18 protein-coding genes are annotated in these 20,214 nt (G+C 37.0%); 10 read left to right on the plus strand and 8 right to left on the minus strand.

From position 1 onward, the window contains the following. Entirely contained in the window at positions 1-441 is a 441-nt protein-coding gene (locus T499_RS0104945) for a hypothetical protein (protein WP_033149945.1), read from the plus strand. Here the strand turns inward: T499_RS0104945 and nth are convergent. Further along, complete coding sequence (gene nth, locus T499_RS0104950) at positions 431-1,066, minus strand: endonuclease III (protein WP_033149946.1); 636 nt, start codon at positions 1,064-1,066, stop codon at positions 431-433. The genes T499_RS0104945 and nth overlap by 11 nt on opposite strands. 1 nt (position 1,067) lies before the next feature. Then, a complete protein-coding gene (locus T499_RS0104955; RefSeq protein ID WP_033149947.1) occupies positions 1,068-1,946 on the minus strand; it encodes a UbiA prenyltransferase family protein in 879 nt (292 codons plus the stop codon). Positions 1,947-2,134: 188 nt separating this feature from the next. On the opposite strand from T499_RS0104955, the gene T499_RS0104960 reads away from it, so the two are divergent. The 9 genes from T499_RS0104960 (at position 2,135) to T499_RS0105000 (ending at position 13,861) form a co-directional block, all read left to right on the plus strand. Further along, on the plus strand, positions 2,135-2,977 hold the full coding sequence (locus T499_RS0104960; protein ID WP_033149948.1) for a hypothetical protein: 843 nt from the start codon (positions 2,135-2,137) through the stop codon (positions 2,975-2,977). A 9-nt stretch (positions 2,978-2,986) separates the two neighbouring features. Then, a complete protein-coding gene (locus tag T499_RS0104965) occupies positions 2,987-3,418 on the plus strand; it encodes a DUF6078 family protein (protein ID WP_033149949.1) in 432 nt (143 codons plus the stop codon). A gap of 285 nt (positions 3,419-3,703) precedes the next feature. Beyond that, positions 3,704-5,788, plus strand: coding sequence for an LruC domain-containing protein (locus tag T499_RS0104970; RefSeq protein WP_198021241.1), 2,085 nt, complete (start codon positions 3,704-3,706; stop codon positions 5,786-5,788). A gap of 9 nt (positions 5,789-5,797) precedes the next feature. Continuing rightward, entirely contained in the window at positions 5,798-7,852 is a 2,055-nt protein-coding gene (locus T499_RS0104975) for a DUF4842 domain-containing protein (RefSeq protein WP_198021242.1), read from the plus strand. A 39-nt stretch (positions 7,853-7,891) separates the two neighbouring features. Further along, complete coding sequence (locus T499_RS0104980) at positions 7,892-9,781, plus strand: DUF4842 domain-containing protein (protein ID WP_084162900.1); 1,890 nt, start codon at positions 7,892-7,894, stop codon at positions 9,779-9,781. A 146-nt stretch (positions 9,782-9,927) separates the two neighbouring features. After that, positions 9,928-11,067, plus strand: coding sequence for an AAA family ATPase (locus T499_RS0104985; protein WP_033149953.1), 1,140 nt, complete (start codon positions 9,928-9,930; stop codon positions 11,065-11,067). A gap of 119 nt (positions 11,068-11,186) precedes the next feature. Continuing rightward, on the plus strand, positions 11,187-11,978 hold the full coding sequence (locus T499_RS0104990) for a glycosyltransferase family 2 protein (RefSeq protein WP_033149954.1): 792 nt from the start codon (positions 11,187-11,189) through the stop codon (positions 11,976-11,978). Between the two features lie 6 nt (positions 11,979-11,984). Beyond that, the gene (locus tag T499_RS14095; protein WP_052173420.1) at positions 11,985-12,953 is read left to right on the plus strand and encodes a glycosyltransferase family 2 protein; all 969 of its coding nucleotides are present in this window, start codon (positions 11,985-11,987) and stop codon (positions 12,951-12,953) included. Then, the gene (locus T499_RS0105000) at positions 12,935-13,861 is read left to right on the plus strand and encodes a glycosyltransferase family 2 protein (RefSeq protein WP_052173422.1); all 927 of its coding nucleotides are present in this window, start codon (positions 12,935-12,937) and stop codon (positions 13,859-13,861) included. Before T499_RS14095 ends, T499_RS0105000 begins: the two co-directional genes overlap by 19 nt. On the opposite strand, the gene T499_RS14435 is transcribed toward T499_RS0105000, so the two are convergent. The 6 genes from T499_RS14435 to T499_RS15135 form a co-directional block, all read right to left on the minus strand. Then, on the minus strand, positions 13,844-14,821 hold the full coding sequence (locus tag T499_RS14435) for an acyltransferase family protein (RefSeq protein ID WP_084162901.1): 978 nt from the start codon (positions 14,819-14,821) through the stop codon (positions 13,844-13,846). The two genes, T499_RS0105000 and T499_RS14435, sit on opposite strands and share 18 nt — an antisense overlap. After that, the gene (locus tag T499_RS0105005; protein ID WP_052173425.1) at positions 14,805-15,767 is read right to left on the minus strand and encodes a glycosyltransferase family 2 protein; all 963 of its coding nucleotides are present in this window, start codon (positions 15,765-15,767) and stop codon (positions 14,805-14,807) included. Before T499_RS0105005 ends, T499_RS14435 begins: the two co-directional genes overlap by 17 nt. Before the next feature lie 105 nt (positions 15,768-15,872). Next, entirely contained in the window at positions 15,873-16,811 is a 939-nt protein-coding gene (locus T499_RS0105010) for an ATP-grasp domain-containing protein (RefSeq protein WP_052173427.1), read from the minus strand. 18 nt (positions 16,812-16,829) lie between these two features. Next, entirely contained in the window at positions 16,830-17,942 is a 1,113-nt protein-coding gene (locus tag T499_RS0105015; RefSeq protein WP_033149955.1) for a DegT/DnrJ/EryC1/StrS family aminotransferase, read from the minus strand. A 3-nt stretch (positions 17,943-17,945) separates the two neighbouring features. After that, a complete protein-coding gene (locus T499_RS0105020; RefSeq protein ID WP_033149956.1) occupies positions 17,946-19,217 on the minus strand; it encodes an ABC transporter ATP-binding protein in 1,272 nt (423 codons plus the stop codon). Continuing rightward, positions 19,214-20,206, minus strand: coding sequence for an acyltransferase family protein (locus T499_RS15135; protein WP_033149957.1), 993 nt, complete (start codon positions 20,204-20,206; stop codon positions 19,214-19,216). Before T499_RS15135 ends, T499_RS0105020 begins: the two co-directional genes overlap by 4 nt. Positions 20,207-20,214: the final 8 nt, after the last annotated feature.

Genomic DNA, 20,214 nt, shown 5'->3' on the forward strand with positions numbered 1-20,214 from the left:
ATGAAAAAACTACTTGTATTCGAAGTATTGATGTTTGTGGTTGCGCTTGGTGCTTCAGCCGAGGAACAGCAGAAGTTTTCGCCTGAGAAGTTTCAGGCTGACTTAGAGCAGTATATCACTACCGAGGCTGGTCTTACTAACGAAGAGGCCGCTAAGTTCTTTCCGTTGTATCGTGAGATGCAGCAGAAGCAGCGTGTAGTTTATAATAAGATGCATGAACTCTTTAAGCTGCCTCATGATGAGGCTTCGTGCAAGCGTGCTGTACAGCGTCGCGACCAATTGGAGATTGAGTTGAAGCAGATTGCACAAACCTATCATAATAAGTTCCTGCGTGTACTTCCTGCTTCAAAAGTCATAGGTACGATTATTGCCGAGGATAAGTTCCATCGTCGAGCTTTCCGTAAGTTCGGGCAGCAGCGTAATCGTGAAACTAAGAAATAATCTTAGCACAATACTTGCTAATTTCGCATTTCTCACAGTGGGGCTTTCTTGCTGTGCAAACATAGCGTCCATGCAACAGTAGCCAGTGGTGCGCGTTAGGTATGTCCTCTTCGGGAATATACTTCGTAAGTGCCATTTCTACTTTATAAGGGGTGTTATCGCTCTTACTTACCAAACCGAGTCGATGTGCCACACGGAATACATGTGTGTCAACGGCTAAGGTGGCTTTGCCAAAAGCTACACTCTGAATCACATTCGCTGTTTTACGACCGACGCCAGGTAATGTTAGGAGCTCGTCGAGTGTACTTGGCACCTCACCATTAAACTTCTCCATCAGCACCCTGGCCATCTCTACCAAGTGTTTAGCCTTGGCATTGGGATATGATACGCTTCTGATCCATTCAAAGATATCCTCTTCTTCAGCTTTTGCCATCGACTGAGCGTCAGGGTAGTGGGCAAACAAATCGGGTGTTACCTGATTGATGCGTTTATCCGTACACTGCGCACTCAGCACCACAGCTACTAACAGTTGGAAGGTACTACCGAAATCTAACTCGGTAGTTACTAATGGCATTTTCTCGCGGAAATGCTCCAGAATCAGGTCGTATCTTTCTTTCTTTTTCATCTTACAGATAGATAATTACAAAGAACGAGGCTATCCAGCCCAAAATGCAGAACTGTACGAAATGGTCTTTCACCAACGATTTAGTAGGACTGCCACTCAGTCCGAACACAATCATATTCTGCAGATAGCGTAGTAAGCCTGCCAATACCCAGCCTGATGTGAGATACACATAGCGGGTGCCGAGTCGATGAATCACCTCTGGCGACATGGTGTACATAATATAGCACACCAAAGTAACAGAGGCAATAATAGCTGTAGCCTCATTGATAAAGGTCTTGTTGTAGCCGGTTATCGATACGCGAGGCTTCGTGCCAGTCTGCTCGTAGATGCGATAATCGTCATTACGTTTTGTAAAGGCCAGGAACAGTGTGACAAGGAAAGTCATCATCACCAGCCAGTGCGAAATGTAGATATCCGTTGCGATACCTCCAACTAATACACGCATCACAAAACCTATGGCTATAATCGATACGTCGAGGATGGCAAACTGCTTCAACTTTAAACAGTAGCCGATATTCATCAGCCAGTAGCCTATGATGATAGCGTATAGGTATGGCGTATTTTCACTCTGTGCCAATGGCAGGATGGCCAATGCCCCAATGGTGCACAGTAACATCATTACATAACCTCCCATCACCGACACTTTGCCTGAAGCAATGGGACGATGACATTTCTTTGGATGCTGACGATCGGCCTCCACATCCTTCAGATCATTAAAGCAATAGATAGAGCTTGAAATCAAACAGAACGAAGCAAACACCACCAATGTTGGCCAAAAGAATTCCGGCTTCAGCAGGTTGGTGCTGAAGAAAATCGGCGCAAATACAAACACGTTTTTGAGCCACTGCAACGGGCGTATAAGTCGTATATAATGTATCATTGCTGCAAAGGTAGTTTTTTTCTTTGAATTATCCAAAAAATGTGGAAGATTATTTGGTGGTTTCATAGAAAATGTGTATATTTGTAGCCAGATAATCAACTTCGGAAAATACCGAACTTTTCTTTAAAGGCCTATACGATAGGCCCTATACTATAAATAGGGCCTAATCTATAAATAGAAACTTAACAATGAAACGTAAAACGGACATAGCTATAGCTGCTACGAGCGCCCGCAGCTATAATCGACATTGGCGCGCTCACAAACTTTCGTGGTCGGAAATCGGAAAGATTAAATATCTTTTCGATGGGGCTTATGAGTATATGGATGATGTAACGTTGGCCTATACTCGTACACACTTTAATAAACTGCGTAAGGCGCTCGGGTTCAAGCAAGATTCGGAACTAATAGAACTGATAGAGAAAGCTGAAGCTTTTCGTATCGTTCGTAACAGAGAAACGCATCAGATGGATGCGTTTATGTCGCCCTTGGTGGGCGACCGTTTTGTGGCTTTGTCAAGCCAGGAGATTGAAGAGCCGGCTATACCATACGAGATATTCGATTGTAAGGCCAATGCATTGGCCAACGATAACGATCGCGACAAGATCTCTGAGAATCAGCGTCAACATCGTCATGGTATCAATATGCATATGTTATTGGCAGGTAACGTGCCTAAGTTTCATGTAGAAGCAAGCGATGAGGCTCTTAAACGCATACATAAAGGATTTATGACGTTATTTTTAAACGAAGCCTATTATAATCGTTATTTCGGTGAATTTACCCAAGCCTATGCTAGAAAGTACAGGGTGCCAGAATATGTCGCCAAGGAGGATTTGCTTTTCTATCTAGACGAAAAAGTAACGCATCACATAGCCCGACGAGTTGGTATTGAGAACTGGGAAAGTGATGCCATATTGAAATGGGTTATGAACTATTTCTCTGTAAAGTTTATGCAGCGAAATATAACTGAGGCTCATGAACTAAAAATACGGCGTATGGAGGTGCCGATATGTAAACCGCAAGTATTTAAATAATCAACAAATATGAATACAATCAGTAGTAAAGAAGTACCAGACTATTATACACTTTGTATCAAGTCTGACTGTCCGATGGCCGCTCACTGTCTTCGTCAAATGGCCACGAATGTGCTAACCAAGAAATACAAGATAGTGCAAATAGTGAATCCCTTATTTACGGAACCATCGGAAAAGTGCGAATTCTACCGTTCAGACGAGCCTCAGACATTTGCTCGTGGATTTGCAAAGATGCAGGAAGAGATGTTGCCAAGGCAATATAAGACGTTCTCATGCAGACTTCAATGTAAATTCGGTCGTACGGGATATTTCGAACGTAGGCGAGGGGAGAGGCTTTGTTCGCCCAAGGATATAATGATCATAAAGAATGTTCTGAAGGAAATCGGCATGCAGCACCTCGGCTTCGATGCCTATGAGCAGCTTTATAATTGGAACGACTAACAAAGAGATAGTTTTAACGATTAGTACGGCTTGTTTCAGCATGTAGTGCGGACAATCCGTACTACAGTATGTCGCCTTGCGCACTGCAGTGCGCAATAACCCGTACTTAGTGTATTCAATTCTTCTTGCATCTGCTTATAGAACGAAATTGCGCAATGAATCTTTGTAATTAACTTAATAAAAGTTAAGTTAGACTGATTTGTAGGCTTTTTCTTTTTGTTTAGGAGAACTTTTTGTATATTTGCCGAAAATATAAACAATTTAGTCGATTAAATGAAAGAAAATATGAAAAAGTTGATGACATTAACTGTTATGGGAGCGTTGCTACTAACCAGTTGTGTAAAGGGCTTTGATGGTATGGAGCCTGAGCCAACTACTGAACCTACCCCTGCAGCAAAAACTCCAAATTCGTTTGATTTCTCAACTGTTCAGAAGGTTAAGCTCAATGTTGACTATTCTGCAATAAAAACTTATGGTCCGGTTTTCTTTGGTGTTTATACACAGAATCCGTTCATAACAGTGGAAGATGCACCGGATGAGCAATGGAACGAGAGTGTTAGTCCTATTTTCGAAGATTATACAGAAGTAAACGGCAAATATAGTGCAACCGTGGAACTGCCCACTTATGCCCAGCATCTTTATATCGCAACTGGTAACTTCTTTACCGGAATGCATTTGATGGAGGCTGATGTGCAGAATGGGGCAGCATCTGTAGTTGCCGAAAATACAAGTGCCGCCACAAGTCGTGCTGCAACCCGTGCTCCAGGAGCTGGCGAATCGACAGATGATATTGCATCGCTTAAGATGGGACTAAAGACTGATGGCAAAACGAGAATCTATCAAGAATGGAAAAGTTGGCTTGGTACCTGGAACTCGGCTTCTGGATACCCAGACTACCTAATCGATAAATCTACTGCTGATAAGAAACTGTTTTTCAGCGACGAGGAGATGCAAGACCTTTATTCTGTTGTAGGTAAGGCATTTACATCTGGAAGTGCGATGAACAAAGAGTATTGTTCAGCCCCAGATCTGTTACTTGAGCAGGATTCTGAGGTTTCATTTACAGTTCTTGGTAGTGGTACATGTTGGAATTCTTCATTGGGTTACTATTATTATACAGATGGTAATAAGCCAACTAAACCTATGGACATTAATGTCATTATGGTATTCCCCAATACTCAGGATGGTCATTGGCCAAGAGCTAAAGAGAAGAAAGCAGATTATAACGGAAATATTGGCGTTAATCGAGGTGATGCGGTTCAGTTAATGTATTATCCTAATATCGCCAACAATGATAAGACTGGTGCAACTAAAGTGTTCCCAAAGGGTACGCGAATTGGTTTCATCTTGAGGACCCAGGGATGGGGTAAGCAAGGCAATAACTACTCAATTATGTATAATGATGGTAAGTCATATTACAACAGGAAGTATAATACATGGTGTGCTACAACTGACGGATTGTCATTCTCTGCCGATACAGGTACTTACCCAAATCCTGATTGTGAGAGTCGTGGTGCCAAGTTCAGCTATATAACCTCTGATGGTCAGAAATTCACAATCGTTTCGTTTGAGGATGCTCTCGATGATCAGGATTTTGACGACCTGATTTTTGCTCTTAAACCTGTGAATGTATTTGCAGCGTTGCCAGAGATAGAAAACAGAAAATCTTCGACCACTGGTGTATATGCTTTCGAGGATCTGTGGCCAAAGGCTGGTGACTATGACCTTAACGATGCTTTGGTAAACGCGAAGCATGAGAAAGAGTTTAATGAGAGTGGAAAAATCATTAAGGAAACATTCTATCTTACCACTTATCAGAATTACGTTGAGTTGACAAGTGGTTTGGCTCTTACCTTGAATACGAAGACAACTCCTCAGTCGATTGTAATGAAGAAGATTGCCAAAGGCGAAACGGTGGCCGAGGAGACTTCGTTTACCAAGGAGGGTAACGTGTATTATCTGACTGCAGACTTCAAGGGTGAACTTGGAGCAACATATATCTTGGAACTTACGTATGGTAATCCATTAAACTCGTCTGCTGATATGGCATCGATAAAACCTTTTATCTATCGCTCTGAGGGAGATAAGAATTGGGAAGTACATATCCCAATGGAGGCTCCTACAGCTAAGATGAATACCAGTTATTTTGGTACAGACGATGACAGCTCTGATCCAAGTAAGGGATTGTACTTCGTTCGCGAGGGTAATTATCCGTTTGCATTCTATCTGCATGGTGTTAATATCAGTGTATTTGAAAACACTATCCTGAAGCGTGAAAATGAGAGCAAACGCATTGATGAGTTCTTCCCTGGCTTCTTGGAATGGTCGACATCAAATGGTGAAAAGAATCGAGATTGGTATATCAAATAATTTATGCATATGAAGAAATTATTATCAATTGCAGTTTTAGGATTAATTCTATCCAGCTGCGTGAAGGGTATAGAAGGTATGGAGCCAGAGCCAACGCCGACTCCAGAGCCGACCCCTACAAATAACAAGGCAACTCAAGAAGAGATTGATGCCAATGTTGCAAAAGTTTTTGGAACAACCTTCAGTCCCAATCAGGATTGGAGTTCTACTACTAAGTATACTGTTACTATTACTGCAGACGCTCCATTAAATGACGTTGCTAAGGTTCAAATACTAACTGAGACGCCATATTTTAATGAGGATGCCCGTGTGCTGAACGAGGCTACTACCAGAAAAGGACAATCTGTATCGCTGACATACGACTGCCCTGCAGAGTATACAGAATTGGTGGCTGCATGTGTGGATAGTAAGGGTGTGTACTATGTTGCAGGTTTTAAGGCTGGTGATGCTCAGGTTAATTTCCAGAAAGTTGCGCAGGCTCGCACAAGAGCAGCTTATACTCTTCCTGACCTTCCTGATGTAAATGGCTTGAAGATAAAGTATAAGAACTCACATCTTTCGTTTAACGCTATCCGTGCTCTAAAGGCCGGTAAGGATGGCGCTTCTGCTACTATTGATCCTTGGGAAGGTAGCAATTGGGATAATGAGCGCCTTTGGATGCTTAGTAACGAAGGAGGTAACAGTACTTGGAAAGTAGCAAAACAGACAATTTATCGTAAAGTATCAATAACAGATGCAGAAAAAGAAGGTCTGGCGACTGTCTTGAAGGCTGTTGGTGGTATGAATGGACGTGATCAACATTATAAAGACGTTAACTTGGAGACCATTCGTAATTCTCCAGTATATCAGCTGACTAATAATTACTTGGTTGCCGATGGAAAGGGTGCAATCACAATATCGCCAGTTCAGATATTTAATAAGGATTATATTTACGATAATTTGTATTATTATTATTTTAATCCAAGCAAGTTGACTGGTCTTTCGGAAGATGAACAGGTAAAATTCCTTAAGAACCTTCCTAAGTTTAAATGTATTGATTGCAAGTTGGCTAAGACGGAAAGCGGTACAGAGAGCGGTAAAGGTGATTACTTTAAGGTACATGAATATTTGTTGCCGTATTTTGGTGATGTGTCAAGTGATGATACTAGCGATGTTATTACAGTAAAGGACTTCATTATTCCTGAAGGATATTATGTAGGTTTTATGCTGAGAAAGAGTAGAACGAATTACCTAGACTCCTACACAGCAGATAATGATATCTATGCAGGTGGAACAAATTATTCTAAGAAGACTTATGAAGGAGCTGAGGATGGCGAGGTTTATGCTGATGGCCGTTTGAACAAACAGATTAATCAGTACCCGTTTTTTCACCAGGCAGTAGATAAAGGTATGGAGTTGGGTGACCCTCGTGCTGCAATATTTGGTGCCAACCAAAAGGCGTACATTATGTTTGAAGAAGGGTGTGATGTGAATTTCGTAGATATGATCTGTGAAATTAATGGTGGCCTGAAAGAGGTTGATGCAGCCCAGGAGATTAAAAACAATGTATATACTTTCTGTTTCGAGGATCGTGACCTAGGCGACTATGATATGAACGACGTGGTAATTAGGGCAAAGCGTTTGAATATCACTCAGGTTGAGTACTCTGTTGTTGCCTGCGGTGCTTACGATGAGCTCTATCTGCGTAATATCAATGGACAGACGTTGAATACGACAACCGAGATCCATAATTTGTTTGGGGTTGATAATCTCTCGACATTCATCAATACCCAGACCAAAAACTATGAGCCCGTTTCGGAGATAATCACAGTCGATCCATCGTTCAGCTTTACCGATTTCTCTAAGCAGGTTTATATCTATAATAAGACACAGGGTTATGAGGTAAAGATGGCGCAACAGGGCGAAGATCCCCATGGTATCATGATTCCTTGCGATTTCCAGTATCCTACAGAGAAGACCTGTATAAAGGATGCCTATACCGATTTTAATAACTGGGGCGCTAATCCAGTAATATCTACCGATTGGTACACGAATCCTGTTACTGGTAAGGTTTTTGAAAAGTAAATTTTAATAAATATAAAAACGAATAAGTATAGTAAAAGTATGAAAAAGTTATTGTCGTTAGCAGTTCTTGGGTTAGTGTTATCTGGCTGCGTAAAAGGTTTTGAAGGTATGGAGCCTGAGCCGAATCCTGATCCAGAGCAAGGACAGGGTGTAACTGATGAGGAAATAAAGAATCATGCAGAAGAGATTTTGGGCTTTACAATTCCTGATAATCAGGATTGGATTTCTACAGAAAGTGGCACTGTAACTATTAATGTTACTTCTGCGGTGACTAAAGTTGCCGTGATGGCTTTGGTGGCACAAACTGATGAGGATGGCGAGGCTTTCAATTCCATGACGAAATTGAATGAGGCCGAGACCAATAATCAGTCTTCTATTTCTTTGAATTATGATGTCCCCAAAAAGAACGAAGGATTATATGTAGCGTTCTATACCGAAAAAGGTTGCTATTATAAAAAGGTAGAAGGAAATAGTGTTACGTTTGATCAGGTAACTGCTAAAACTAGAGCAGTAACCCGCACCGTTTCGGCTCCTAATGGTACTTTCGCCATTAGTAAGATTGATACTTCGTTTGCAGCTAAACGTGGCTGGATTCCTGACGAGAGGCTTTATATGCTTTCTGATGCCGATTATGACCGTATGAAGATTGCTGCAGACCCATACTCTCCAGAATATAATGCTTTGGTTCGAGACTTGGTTTTCGCATATCTGCCCAATAGTAAGGATTTGAATAACTTGACTCAGGTTATGGCTGCAGGTTATACTGATGATAATGCATATCGTATAACGACTGGTGAGGATGCGCCGATTATTATCTCGCCTATCTATAAGCGTGATAGTGCACCAGCTTGGGGAAATGAGGTATATAATTCTGACTTCTACTATTATTATTTTGACCCTGCTGATATGCCAAGTACGGCAGATGAACAAGTTGCATTTCTGAAGAGTCTGCCCAAATATAAGCTAATTCCATTTAATATCCATTTTGGTGAATCTGAGGATGATGTTCTGGAAAAACGCTATTCATATTGTGTTCTTTATTTTGGTGATAGCAAAACACCTACTATTGGAACAGAAGGTACGTTTAAATTCCCCAAAGGCTATAAGATTGGTTTCATGGTTCGTGCAAAAACTGATTTTAAGGAAGATGGTAAGCCAAGAAAACAAGGTGAACTCTATTTTGATGGTCGCTTGAATGTGGATATTAATGGTTATAGTGAGACTAATTTTAAAACTACTGTCAACAAATTTAAGTTGCCTCTTAATAGTCCTCGTGCCACTTGGCTAAGGGTTAATGACCGAGTCTTAATGTGCTGGGAATCTGGTACTGACACTGACTTTAATGATATCCTTTTGGAGGTAGAGGGAAGTGTTGAACCAATTTATACAGCTCACGAGTTTGAATATAATACCTATACATTCTGTTTTGAGGATACCCAGAAAGGTGATTACGATTTGAACGATGTTGTTATCAAGGCAAAACGTATCAATAAAACTACAATTGAATATAGTTTAGTTGCTTGTGGTGCATACGATGAACTGTTTGTTAAGAATGTTAATGCAGGTGTAATTACAGACGATATTGAAATCCATTCTCTATTCGGAAAGGCTCCTAAGCAGTTTGTTAACACAGAAAGTGGCGCAGAGAAACTCCCAGTAATCACCGCTCAAAAGACTGTGAGTGAGTCATTTAGTTTCCTGGATGCAGAAAATCAGCCGTATTTATATGATAAGACGACTGGATTAACAATAAAAATGTCGACCAAGGGACAGTCTCCTCATGGTATCATGATTCCTTTTGAGTTTAAGTATCCTACAGAGAAGACTTGTATTAACACCGCATATAAGGAGTTTAATAATTGGGGCGCCAAACCAGTTCTCTCTACTAACTGGTATACAAAACCGGAATCAGGAAAAGTATTTGAATAATACAATTAAGGAATTTGATATGAATCGTGTGGAGTATGATCTATGTGCTTCACACGATTTTTATGCCAAATAATGCTAAATAATTAGCCTAATTTGATTTTATTACGATTATAATTATTATATTTGCAATAAAATTTTGAATTGGTATGAATGAAGTATATGTAAACAACCCTTTTGTAGTTGGAAAATACCTGTCAGATGAGTATTTCTGCGATCGAGTGGAGGAGACGGAGTTTCTTCGCAAACAAATACATAACGGGAGAAATGTCGCTTTGATCTCGCCTCGTCGTATAGGTAAGTCTGGTTTGATACAGCATTTCTTTTGTCAAGAAGATATAAAGGAAAACTATCATGTATTCTTTGTCGATATATATGCTACTACATCACTGGCAGAACTTGTATATACGCTTGGTAAAGATTTATATGAGCAGCTTAAACCACAGCCAACTAAATGGAAGGAAAAGTTCTTTCAAACAATATCTTCTTTTAGAATGGGCTTTAAACTTGATGCGATGACGGGGGCCCCCAGTTTCGATTTAGGACTGGGCGATGTCCAGGCTCCACAAACAACGCTTGATGAAATATTTGCCTATATTGAAGAGGCTGATAAACCTTGTATAGTTGCTATTGACGAATTTCAGCAGATAGGAGAGTATGCAGAAAAAAATGTTGAAGCTTTACTTAGAACTAAGATTCAGAAATGCACAAAAGCTCAATTTATATTCTCTGGTAGTAAACGTCATGTGATGAGCAATATGTTTAACTCGCCATCAAAACCATTCTATCAGAGTGCAATTAGTATGGGCTTGGAACCAATTCCTCTGAATGTATATTCGGATTTTGCCATGAGGCTCTTCGAAAAGCGAGATAAACATATAGAACAATCTGTAATTGAAAAGGTCTGGAACTTGTATGATGGCTATACATGGTTCGTTCAAATGATGATGAATGAATTATTTTCATTGACAAATGATAAAGATACTTGTCGTGAAGAAATTATTGTGGAAGCTCAACATAATATTGTCATGTTGCAGGAGGCAAGCTATAAGGATTTGCTTTCAAAACTCCCTCCCAAGCAAAAAACTGTTCTTCAAGCAATTGCAAAAGAGGGTATTGCTTGTAATATTACATCTTCGAAGTTTATTAAGAAATATAATCTCAATTCTGCTAGTTCTGTCCAGTCGGCAGTGAAATTGTTGTTAAAGAACGATCTTATAACGCAAATTGACAATACATATCGTGTTTATGATTACTTCTTTATGGAATGGTTGGCCAAGGTCTATTAATATGAGGATTTTCTTGTTTGACTAAGGCGTTTTTGGCATATTAATATGTTTTTCATATTTTTTTTCGTATTTAGTTTGTATTATAAGAAAAAAATTGTATTTTTGTAAAAAAATGAAAGATGAGATATTCTGTTATTACGATAAACTATAACAATAAAGATGGCTTGCGTCAGACAATAGATAGTATTGTAGGACAAACCTATGATGATTATGAATTTATTATTATTGATGGTGGTTCTACAGATGGCAGTGTAGAGGTAATAAAGGAATATTCTTCTTCTGTGGATTATTGGGTGTCGGAACAAGATAATGGCATTTTCCATGCAATGAATAAGGGAGTCGCTCAAGCTCATGGTGACTATTGTGTTTTTATTAACTCTGGTGATTGCTTTTATGACGGTGATGTTTTATATTGTTTTAGTAAATTGGACTTTTTAGAAGACATTATTGTCGGTAAGGTTGTCTCAGAAAATAAAAAAATGCTATTTGAACCTCCGATGAGAGAAATTTCGCTATATTATTTATATTCGGCAACAGTACCTCATCAAGGCTCCTTTATAAGAACGCAATTACTTAAGTTTTTTCCTTATGACGAGAATCTCAGAATTGTTTCTGATTGGAAGTTTTTCGTTCAAGCAATTATTTTAAACAATTGTTCACTTAGATATGTCGACGACTATGTGACAATATTTGATATGGGAGGGGTTAGTTCAACTAATCCAGAATTGATGTGGGAAGAAAAAGAACGCGTATTACATGAATTGTTTCCGCCTCGTGTCTTAGCAGACTGTGAGACAATGAAAAAATCAGAATGTTTAACTCAGACATTAACTCCAGTACTACGTCGTCATTTTTTGCTTGATAAGGTTCTGTATACTATAGGTACTCTATTGGTCAAATTCATTAGATGATTTATTATGAACGATAGTATAAAAGTCTCTGTTCTAATTCCAATTTATAAGGTTGAGAATTTTCTGGAAAAGATGCTTGATACGGTTTTTACTCAAACGTATTCAAATCTGTATTATGTTTTTGTGAATGATAATTCTCCCGATATGAGTCTTGAAATATTGAAAAGGGCTATTAAAAAATATGGTATTGATTCAGATAGATATACTATTATAACTCATAAGGAGAATGAGGGAGTTGCAAAGTCAAGGAAAGACTGTATTGAAAATGCCAAAGGAGATTATATATATTTTGTAGATGCGGATGATTGGATAGATAATGATGCGATAGAAAAAATGGTTGATGCGACGAAAGGTGGACTGGTTGATATAATAGGATGTGATTATATAGATGAGTTGGGAAATGATAACTCATTATATCATCATGAAAATTATGCGGACACATGTTATGAGAATATGGTTAGATGTATTAATTATGATGTAAGTCCTGTTCTGTGGAAATTGTTGATTAGGAAACAATTATTTAAGTGTTTTTCTATTACTTCTGGGATAGACATTGGAGAAGATTATGCAATAACTATCAAATTGTTCTATTATGCAAGATCGTTCGTCGCATTAAATAAAGCCTTCTATCATTATGTTCATGGAAATCAACTTAAATTGTCTTACCAAAGGCGAAGAAGTTTATATGATCATATAGAGATTGTAAAGGAGGTTGAAAAATTCTTAGAAGATAAGAAAGTTTTAGATGAGGAGGTAAAAAATAAACTGAATCTTCGAAAGTTTAATATCAAGAGTAACTTTCTGGTAAAACAGACGTGGGATTCTCGGGCATATAGAGAAGTCTTCCCAAATGTTAATACATTATGGAGATTTTTAAATTACGGGAAAAAAGAGAAAATAAAGTTTTGGTTGGCAGAAAAAAAATTGTTTTTTCTTCTTAAAATATATAGAATAATATGGAACAGCCGGTTGTGATTGTTTGGTGTCTTACATATAATCAAAGAGACTATATTAAAGATGCATTGAATGGATTCGTTTCCCAAAAGACGAATTTCCCATTTGAAGTTATCGTGCATGATGATGCTTCCACAGATGGTACAACAGAAATTGTGCTTGAGTATGCGAGTAAGTTCCCAAATATAATAAAGCCTGTTGTTGAGAGCGAAAATCAATGGAAGAATGGGGGCTTGAAACACATAATTGATATTATGAATAAGAATTATTGTAGAGGTAGGTATATTGCTTTCTGTGAGGGGGATGATTATTGGACAGACCCTCATAAATTACAAAAACAAGTGGAGTTCCTGGATGGAAATTCTGATTATTCCATGTGTTTCCATAGTGCTGAGAAACAATATGAGACGAATGCGAATGCGTGGATAAATTGTGAGAATATTCTAGACAAAGATTATTCTCCAACTGATATCTTTGTTAATTGGACAATCCCTACTGCTTCAGTTCTTTGTAGAAGAGAAGCAATGAAATTTTATGCAGATCTAAAACATTCTGAACTAATCCAGAATTATGATATTTTTGTAATTTTGTCGTGTGCTATGGTGGGGAAAATACGCGGAATGCACGAAAAAATGTCTGTTTATAGAATTCAGAGAGATGGACTCACATATAATAAAAAAGCTTTGGTTCGATGTACTATGAACAATCCAGGACATTTTATGTGTCTAAAAGAAAATTTTCCGATTGTATCTTCTGATTATGTTGACGATACAATTTCAAAGGTGTTCTTTGAACGTGCTTTAATTAGGGATTCTATTTCAGAAATGATTATTGATTTATATAAATCTTACAACTATAGTAAGTACCGTTTTATGATAATGTTGAAAAAAACAATTGTTTCTAAATTTAAATTAAAGGGCTCCTCTTAACCCGAAAGGGGTTGGACATTTTTTATCTAGAAAAATAATTATATAGAAGCTGCAAATAGATGTAATTGTTGAAAAAACTATGGCTGTGTAGATGGAATAATCGGTGATGCTTATGTTTATTATACGGAATAAATAATAATGAAGAAATGATAGAATAACTCCATGAGACCATATTGTTGCGATGTTGCCATATGCTGAGACATATGTAAATCGCGTATGTTTATTCCCAATTTGCATGCATATGCATGTTACAGCAAGTATTCCTGTTATGGCGTTTATATAGTATAAATAAATGTTATCTCCGTAAGAATGTCCGGCTAATGCGACAAAACCATGGGTGTATGATAATAGTATTGTTACTATGGATAATATTGTACTCAATAAGAGTAATATTCTATTATTTAAATAGTGAAATATATACAAGTATTTCATAAAAATAAACCCAATTAGATAATAGGGTAAACCGCATAGTGCAGAACTTAAAAAGAAAGGAAAATCCACATATTTAACATAATACGTTGGTATAAATGAGATAATTACAAGTGAGAATAATAATTTAGTATGTCTATGTGATATACAGATGATTACAGTTCCTATTTGCTTACATATAAATAAGGCAGGAAGGAACCATATCGCTCCGATTGATGAATCTGATCCAATTGTCATTTTATGCAGGTAAGACAAAATCATCTGTGGTGCAATTGGATATGGAATGAAAATGCTAATAGTTCCATAGAAAATGTATGGGACTAAAATTAATTTACAATCTTTTGTGACGGATTCCTTTGATATTATTTTTTTGCATAGAAGCCCGGAAAGAAAGAAAAAAAGTGGCATATGAAATGTGTAAATAATCTTTTTCACAAATAGTCCGGAATTATCTACATGAGTATGGCCAAGGATAACAAGGAACATGCATATGGTCTTTGCCCAATCTATCCAATTAATTCTTTTTTCCATTGTATCGAACGGTTTGAAATTTTAATTTCAATGTATTTTTAATATGTTTATATAATAGTGTACTCATGTAATATATATACAAAGGTAAATATGATGTTCTAATGTATTTAATAATTTTTTTTATTGGGAATTTTTTTAATCCTTCTTTGCTTATAAATCTTGCAATCGATTTAGATTGAAATAGAATCAATGTGTACGGAACGGGAAAACATAATTGTTTGTGAAATAGATACCATTCTTTGAGCTCAGCAATTAATTGTTTTACGTGGTCTCTTGATGTACTTATGCCTTTGCCTGTGCGTCTGTATACAGACATACAATCATCCATGATGTAGGCTTTTCCTATTGATGTTGATATATATGATAATAACATGTCTCCATTTGCTTGAATAGAATCGCTCCAATTGTCAATGACTATATGTCTTACACATACAGATCCAATTGGGAATAACATTCCTCCTAATACCTCTTCTTTGGAAACATACCTAGCTGGTTCTGAAGATCGTTTTTCTTGTATAGGTGTGAGTGTTTCGTCCCTTACAATTATATTGCCATATACGGCTGTACATTCGGGGTGAGATTCCAGAAAGTCTACTTCTTTTTGTAGTTTCATCGAGTCAGTCCAATAGTCATCTCCTTCACAAAATGCGACATATTTTGTATGAATTCTTGGAAACTGATATGTTTTCCATATCCCAATTCCTTTGGAATGTTGGTTCTCTTTCTGAAATAGAGGCATGAATAAGTGTGGATACTTATTTACATATTCGTTAATGATTTTGGGTGAACTATCAGTTGAGGCATCGTCATGAATGAGTATAATATAATCAAAGTTGGTTCTTTGCTTTACAAGTCCTTCAAGACAGTCCCTAAGATAGTCTTCGTGATTAAATACATCACAGACGATACTAACTAGGTGCTTATTATGTTCGTTATTGTTATACATATTTCCTTTAGATACAAATATAATATATATGATGCAACTATTGTGAAAAACTCAGAAATGTAAGTGGAGTCCTGTCTGGTTTCTTGAAAACACGAGATAGTTTATTCAAATTGTAACCTCAGTGTATTTTTTGATGATAATACCTTTCTTTATTTGGGGTTTTGAATCAATGTCTTTATCGATAAAGCAATTTAGATGATTTTTAATCATATCATAACCTGATATAACAGAGAAGGCAATGCCGGCAGAAAATCGTGGGTTTATGTCAATAAGATAATATTTTTTATTATTATAGATAAACTCCATATTTACACATCCATTAATGTTCAATTCATTTCCTATACGTGAAGCGATTTGTTCTAATTTCTTGTCTGAAACTATTTCTATTGTTAATCCTGCTCCATTTTTTGTCCTTAAAAGTTCACGTCTTGGAATAGCAACGTCTTTTTGAGAAATGGAGGAACGACAATAATCAACTGTATAAATATAACCATCTTTATACTCTTGAATGATGTAGTTTTCTGGGTGTTCGATAGATGATATTTGTAGTTCGTTTTTTATCAACATTAAACCCTCGCTACTTCTGCCGTTATATGGTTTTACAATTGCAGGGAATGTGAATTGGGTATCATTTTCGCTTAGTAGGTGGGTTTTTAATGATGGAATTAATGGATCATTAAGAAAAAAAGAATGTAGGCGGAATTTGTTCCTTACAATGTTAAGAACTTCTGGACGTTGCATACATAATATGATTCTTTTTTCTTCAAAAATTGTGCGATTCTTGTTAATGATGTCAATTTCGAGGTCTGTAAGTGGAATTATGTATTCAATGTTATACTTTAGGCATGTTTTTAAAAGAAAACTGATATAATCCTTTTCGTTTTTTGCAAAAGGTGCTTGTGAAAAAATGTCGCAGATACTTGTTTCATAATGCCACTTCTTAGGATATATATCAATTCCGACAACAAAATGTTGCATTTCTTTTAGCTTCGAAAGCACACATTCTGCAGACATCGAACCAATGGCGGTAACTAATATGTTCATATATCTTCGGGTTATAAATTATTTATTAACGATACAATCTATGACTCTGTTTATATCTTCTTGCCCGAGTAAATGATGTATGGGCAGACATATGACTTCGTTAGCAAGTTTTGTTGCAATGGGGAGATTCTCCTTTGTTGCGCTAGGTAATCCTCGATATGTAGAAAATGTACTTATTAATGGATAGAAATACCTTCTTCCATATATGTTGTTTCTTTTCATTTTAGTATACAAATCGTCACGACTCATTCCATATTCTTCTGTGTCAACGAAAATTGGAAAATAAGAGTAATTATGTCTCACACCTTGAATATCATTCCAGTAGGTGATTCCTTTCGTATTACGTAGTGCTTCACGATATTTTGTTGCAACGATCTGGCGTTTGTTTATACTATCATCAACTTCTTTTAAATTCAATAAACCAAATGCGCTTCTAACTTCGTCCATTTTGGAATTTATGCCCGGAGCTACAACTTCTATTTCATTTGCAAATCCAAAGTTCTTAAGGTAGTCAATTCTTTGTTTTGTCTTTTCATCGTGCATAATCATAGCTCCACCTTCTATGGTGTTGAAAACTTTTGTGGCATGAAAACTAAGCGTAGATAAATCTCCGGCATTAAGAATACTTTCTCCATTGAATTCAACTCCAAAGGCATGTGCTGCATCATATATAACTTTAAGACCATATTTGTCGGCAATATTTTGAATTGCCTTGGTGTCGCATGGAGTGCCGTATACATGAACTGGCATAATTGCCGTTGTTCTGGGCGTAATTGCTGCTTCTATCTTATTTGGGTCAATACATCCATTATGGGGATCAATATCAACAAAAACAGGTTTTATACCATTCCACCAAAGTGAATGTGTAGTTGCAACAAAACTAAATGGAGTTGTTATGACTTCACCTGTAATTCTTAATGCTTGCAATGCCGTTATTAACGGTAGAGTTCCATTCGTGAATAGGCTTACATATGGAACCTTAAGATATTTAGATAGTGCCAATTCTAATTGCTTATGGAATGAGCCATTGTTCGTAATCCATTTGCTTTCCCAAATCTCTTCTAACAAGTCCTTGAAACTCTCTAGATTAGGTAAAAGAGGGGATGTCACTGTGATAATGTCTTTTCTCATAATTCATTCATTTTTACTTTCTAATCCCATTAAGCCCCATTGTTTTTGATTAATTGCGCTACCAAATCCTTCTTGGTATCCATCGCATTCTAATATGCAACAATTTGGTATTTGTAGTTGCCATTCTACCATTGGATGATGCATCATTAGATCGCAGTATATTTTTCCCTTGGTCAGAAAATGGGGCAATCTTATATGTTTGTCAATCACGAAATTCCCACTTGGTATACATTGAAGTTGACCTTTATAATGCCCTTCCGCAAAGGAAGCCAAGGGGGTTCCTTCTTTATTCTTAAGAATCAACATGACATCAGTTTTTATATCTTCTTTAGTAGCTCCTTCTATGTGAATAGACAAAGTGTCCTGGTTTCCTTTAATATTACTATATCGATATTCAGATTCATTTATTGTAATTTTTTTTAATTCAATAGTTGCTTTCTTATATTTAATATTATCAAGAATGAAGCCATCTTCAGAATCGTTTTCATAAGAAAGATAATAATTCAAACACTTGTCAATATTGTCGTTAAATGCAACTCTTCCTGCCTGTAATACAATTCCTTTAGTGCAAAGACTCTTCACCGCAGCCATGTTATGACTTACGAAAAGAACTGTACGTCCTTCGCCTTTACTAACGTCTTGCATTTTGCCAATGGCTTTCTTCTGGAACTCAGCATCACCAACAGCTAATACCTCGTCTACAACTAAAATCTCGGGTTCCAAATGCGCTGCTATAGCAAAGCCTAGACGAACCATCATACCTGAGGAATAGCGCTTTACAGGAGTGTCTACGTATTTGGCTACGCCAGCAAAATCAACAATTTCGTCGAATTTGCTCTTGATTTCTGTTTTGGTCATACCCATGATAGAACCATTCATAAAAATATTCTCACGGCCTGTCATTTCGGGATGGAAGCCTGTACCAACCTCGAGTAAAGAGGCAATTCGACCTTTGATTTTGATATCTCCTGTTGTGGGTGAGGTAACACGGGAGAGAATTTTTAAAAGTGTGGATTTGCCAGCCCCATTTTTACCAATAATACCAACCACATCTCCTTGTTCTACTCTGAAATTGATGTCATTTAGCGCCCATACAAATCTGCTATTTCCTTTTTTTGTTCGGTCGTTCATTTCACCAATTTTAAGATATGGGTCTTCCTTACCTCTAATATGGGCCCATAATCTGTTAAGATCCTGGCTGAGTGTACCAGTACCAATTGTCCCGAGTATATATTGTTTTCCAACATGATTAAATTCTATAACCGTATTTTTCATTTTCGTATTTTATTTATTGTTTTATAATAGATTTTTTGAACATAGCTGAAAATGGTAGCAACTATAATTGTCCAGATTATAGTAATTAATATATGTATATAGATGTTGTTAAATATATTGAGCATAAAAAAGTTTGTTACAGGGAAAATGTGCGCTAAGTATATCTCGTACGAGTGACGTCCAAGAAGACTAAAAAAATGATATAAGGGACGAACAACGTCAGTTAAGGACAAAGCCAAAAATGCAATAGGTATTGAGGTAGATGATAAAAACCAATGTTGGTTACTAAATAAACCTCCAATAAAAGCCAGAAGGTAAATAGAGATTAGTCTGTTATATTTCTGATCAGATAGGTGGATATATGTAAAAATCCCCAACATAATTATGGGTAAACGATATATAAGTGATTTTATTGGTAGTTGAATCTCTCTTAATGATAATAGGCTCAAAATGATTACGGCAATTAGTGAAAAAAATTCAATTATTTCAGATTCCTTTGATATCTTATTCAAAGTGATAGATAAAAGAGGAAATGATATGTAAAATACAATTAATGCAGGTGTAAACCAGTCGAATTCAAAATTGGTTGAGAAAAACGAATTGACTTGTATAAGTGAAAAACCTGTTAGTTGACCCAAACATTGTATTAGTATCGAGTATAATGGCGTGTTTGGATAAAAGCAAAAAACGACTGCAAGGAATAAAAAATAAACAGGAAATAACCGTTTTATTCTGTTTTTATAAAAGCACATGATTCTGTTTTTTCTTAATGATGCTTCAAGACCGTATGCACTGAGGAATAAGAATATATCAACACCGGTTTGTCCTTCGCTAAAAAAATAAATCCACCATGGTAGGTTTCCTTTGAACCAGCAATAGAAATGGTAAAAAAAGATCCAGAAAATAGCAACTCCCATAAGGTAGAACCTATTTTCTTTGCCAAATACTCGGTCTTGGCAGACTTTTACATAATCTTGTGGTGCTTTCATGTCATTAT

Origin of the sequence: Prevotella sp. RM4 (assembly GCF_000701965.1) — a bacterium.
GTDB lineage: Bacteria > Bacteroidota > Bacteroidia > Bacteroidales > Bacteroidaceae > Prevotella > Prevotella ruminicola.

Bases quoted from the DNA above. Each gene is read 5' to 3' on its own strand.
- T499_RS0104975 (WP_198021242.1), top strand. From the start codon at position 5,798: ATGAAGAAATTATTATCAATTGCAGTTTTAGGATTAATTCTATCCAGC.
- T499_RS0104985 (WP_033149953.1), top strand. From the start codon at position 9,928: ATGAATGAAGTATATGTAAACAACCCTTTTGTAGTTGGAAAATACCTG.
- T499_RS0104960 (WP_033149948.1), top strand. From the start codon at position 2,135: ATGAAACGTAAAACGGACATAGCTATAGCTGCTACGAGCGCCCGCAGC.
- T499_RS0105020 (WP_033149956.1), bottom strand. From the start codon at position 19,217: ATGAAAAATACGGTTATAGAATTTAATCATGTTGGAAAACAATATATA.
- T499_RS0104990 (WP_033149954.1), top strand. From the start codon at position 11,187: ATGAGATATTCTGTTATTACGATAAACTATAACAATAAAGATGGCTTG.
- T499_RS0104970 (WP_198021241.1), top strand. From the start codon at position 3,704: ATGAAAAAGTTGATGACATTAACTGTTATGGGAGCGTTGCTACTAACC.
- T499_RS14435 (WP_084162901.1), bottom strand. From the start codon at position 14,821: ATGGAAAAAAGAATTAATTGGATAGATTGGGCAAAGACCATATGCATG.
- T499_RS0104955 (WP_033149947.1), bottom strand. From the start codon at position 1,946: ATGATACATTATATACGACTTATACGCCCGTTGCAGTGGCTCAAAAAC.
- T499_RS0105015 (WP_033149955.1), bottom strand. From the start codon at position 17,942: ATGAGAAAAGACATTATCACAGTGACATCCCCTCTTTTACCTAATCTA.
- T499_RS15135 (WP_033149957.1), bottom strand. From the start codon at position 20,206: ATGAAAGCACCACAAGATTATGTAAAAGTCTGCCAAGACCGAGTATTT.
- T499_RS0104945 (WP_033149945.1), top strand. From the start codon at position 1: ATGAAAAAACTACTTGTATTCGAAGTATTGATGTTTGTGGTTGCGCTT.
- T499_RS0105005 (WP_052173425.1), bottom strand. From the start codon at position 15,767: ATGTATAACAATAACGAACATAATAAGCACCTAGTTAGTATCGTCTGT.
- T499_RS14095 (WP_052173420.1), top strand. From the start codon at position 11,985: ATGAACGATAGTATAAAAGTCTCTGTTCTAATTCCAATTTATAAGGTT.
- nth (WP_033149946.1), bottom strand. From the start codon at position 1,066: ATGAAAAAGAAAGAAAGATACGACCTGATTCTGGAGCATTTCCGCGAG.
- T499_RS0105000 (WP_052173422.1), top strand. From the start codon at position 12,935: ATGGAACAGCCGGTTGTGATTGTTTGGTGTCTTACATATAATCAAAGA.
- T499_RS0104965 (WP_033149949.1), top strand. From the start codon at position 2,987: ATGAATACAATCAGTAGTAAAGAAGTACCAGACTATTATACACTTTGT.
- T499_RS0105010 (WP_052173427.1), bottom strand. From the start codon at position 16,811: ATGAACATATTAGTTACCGCCATTGGTTCGATGTCTGCAGAATGTGTG.
- T499_RS0104980 (WP_084162900.1), top strand. From the start codon at position 7,892: ATGAAAAAGTTATTGTCGTTAGCAGTTCTTGGGTTAGTGTTATCTGGC.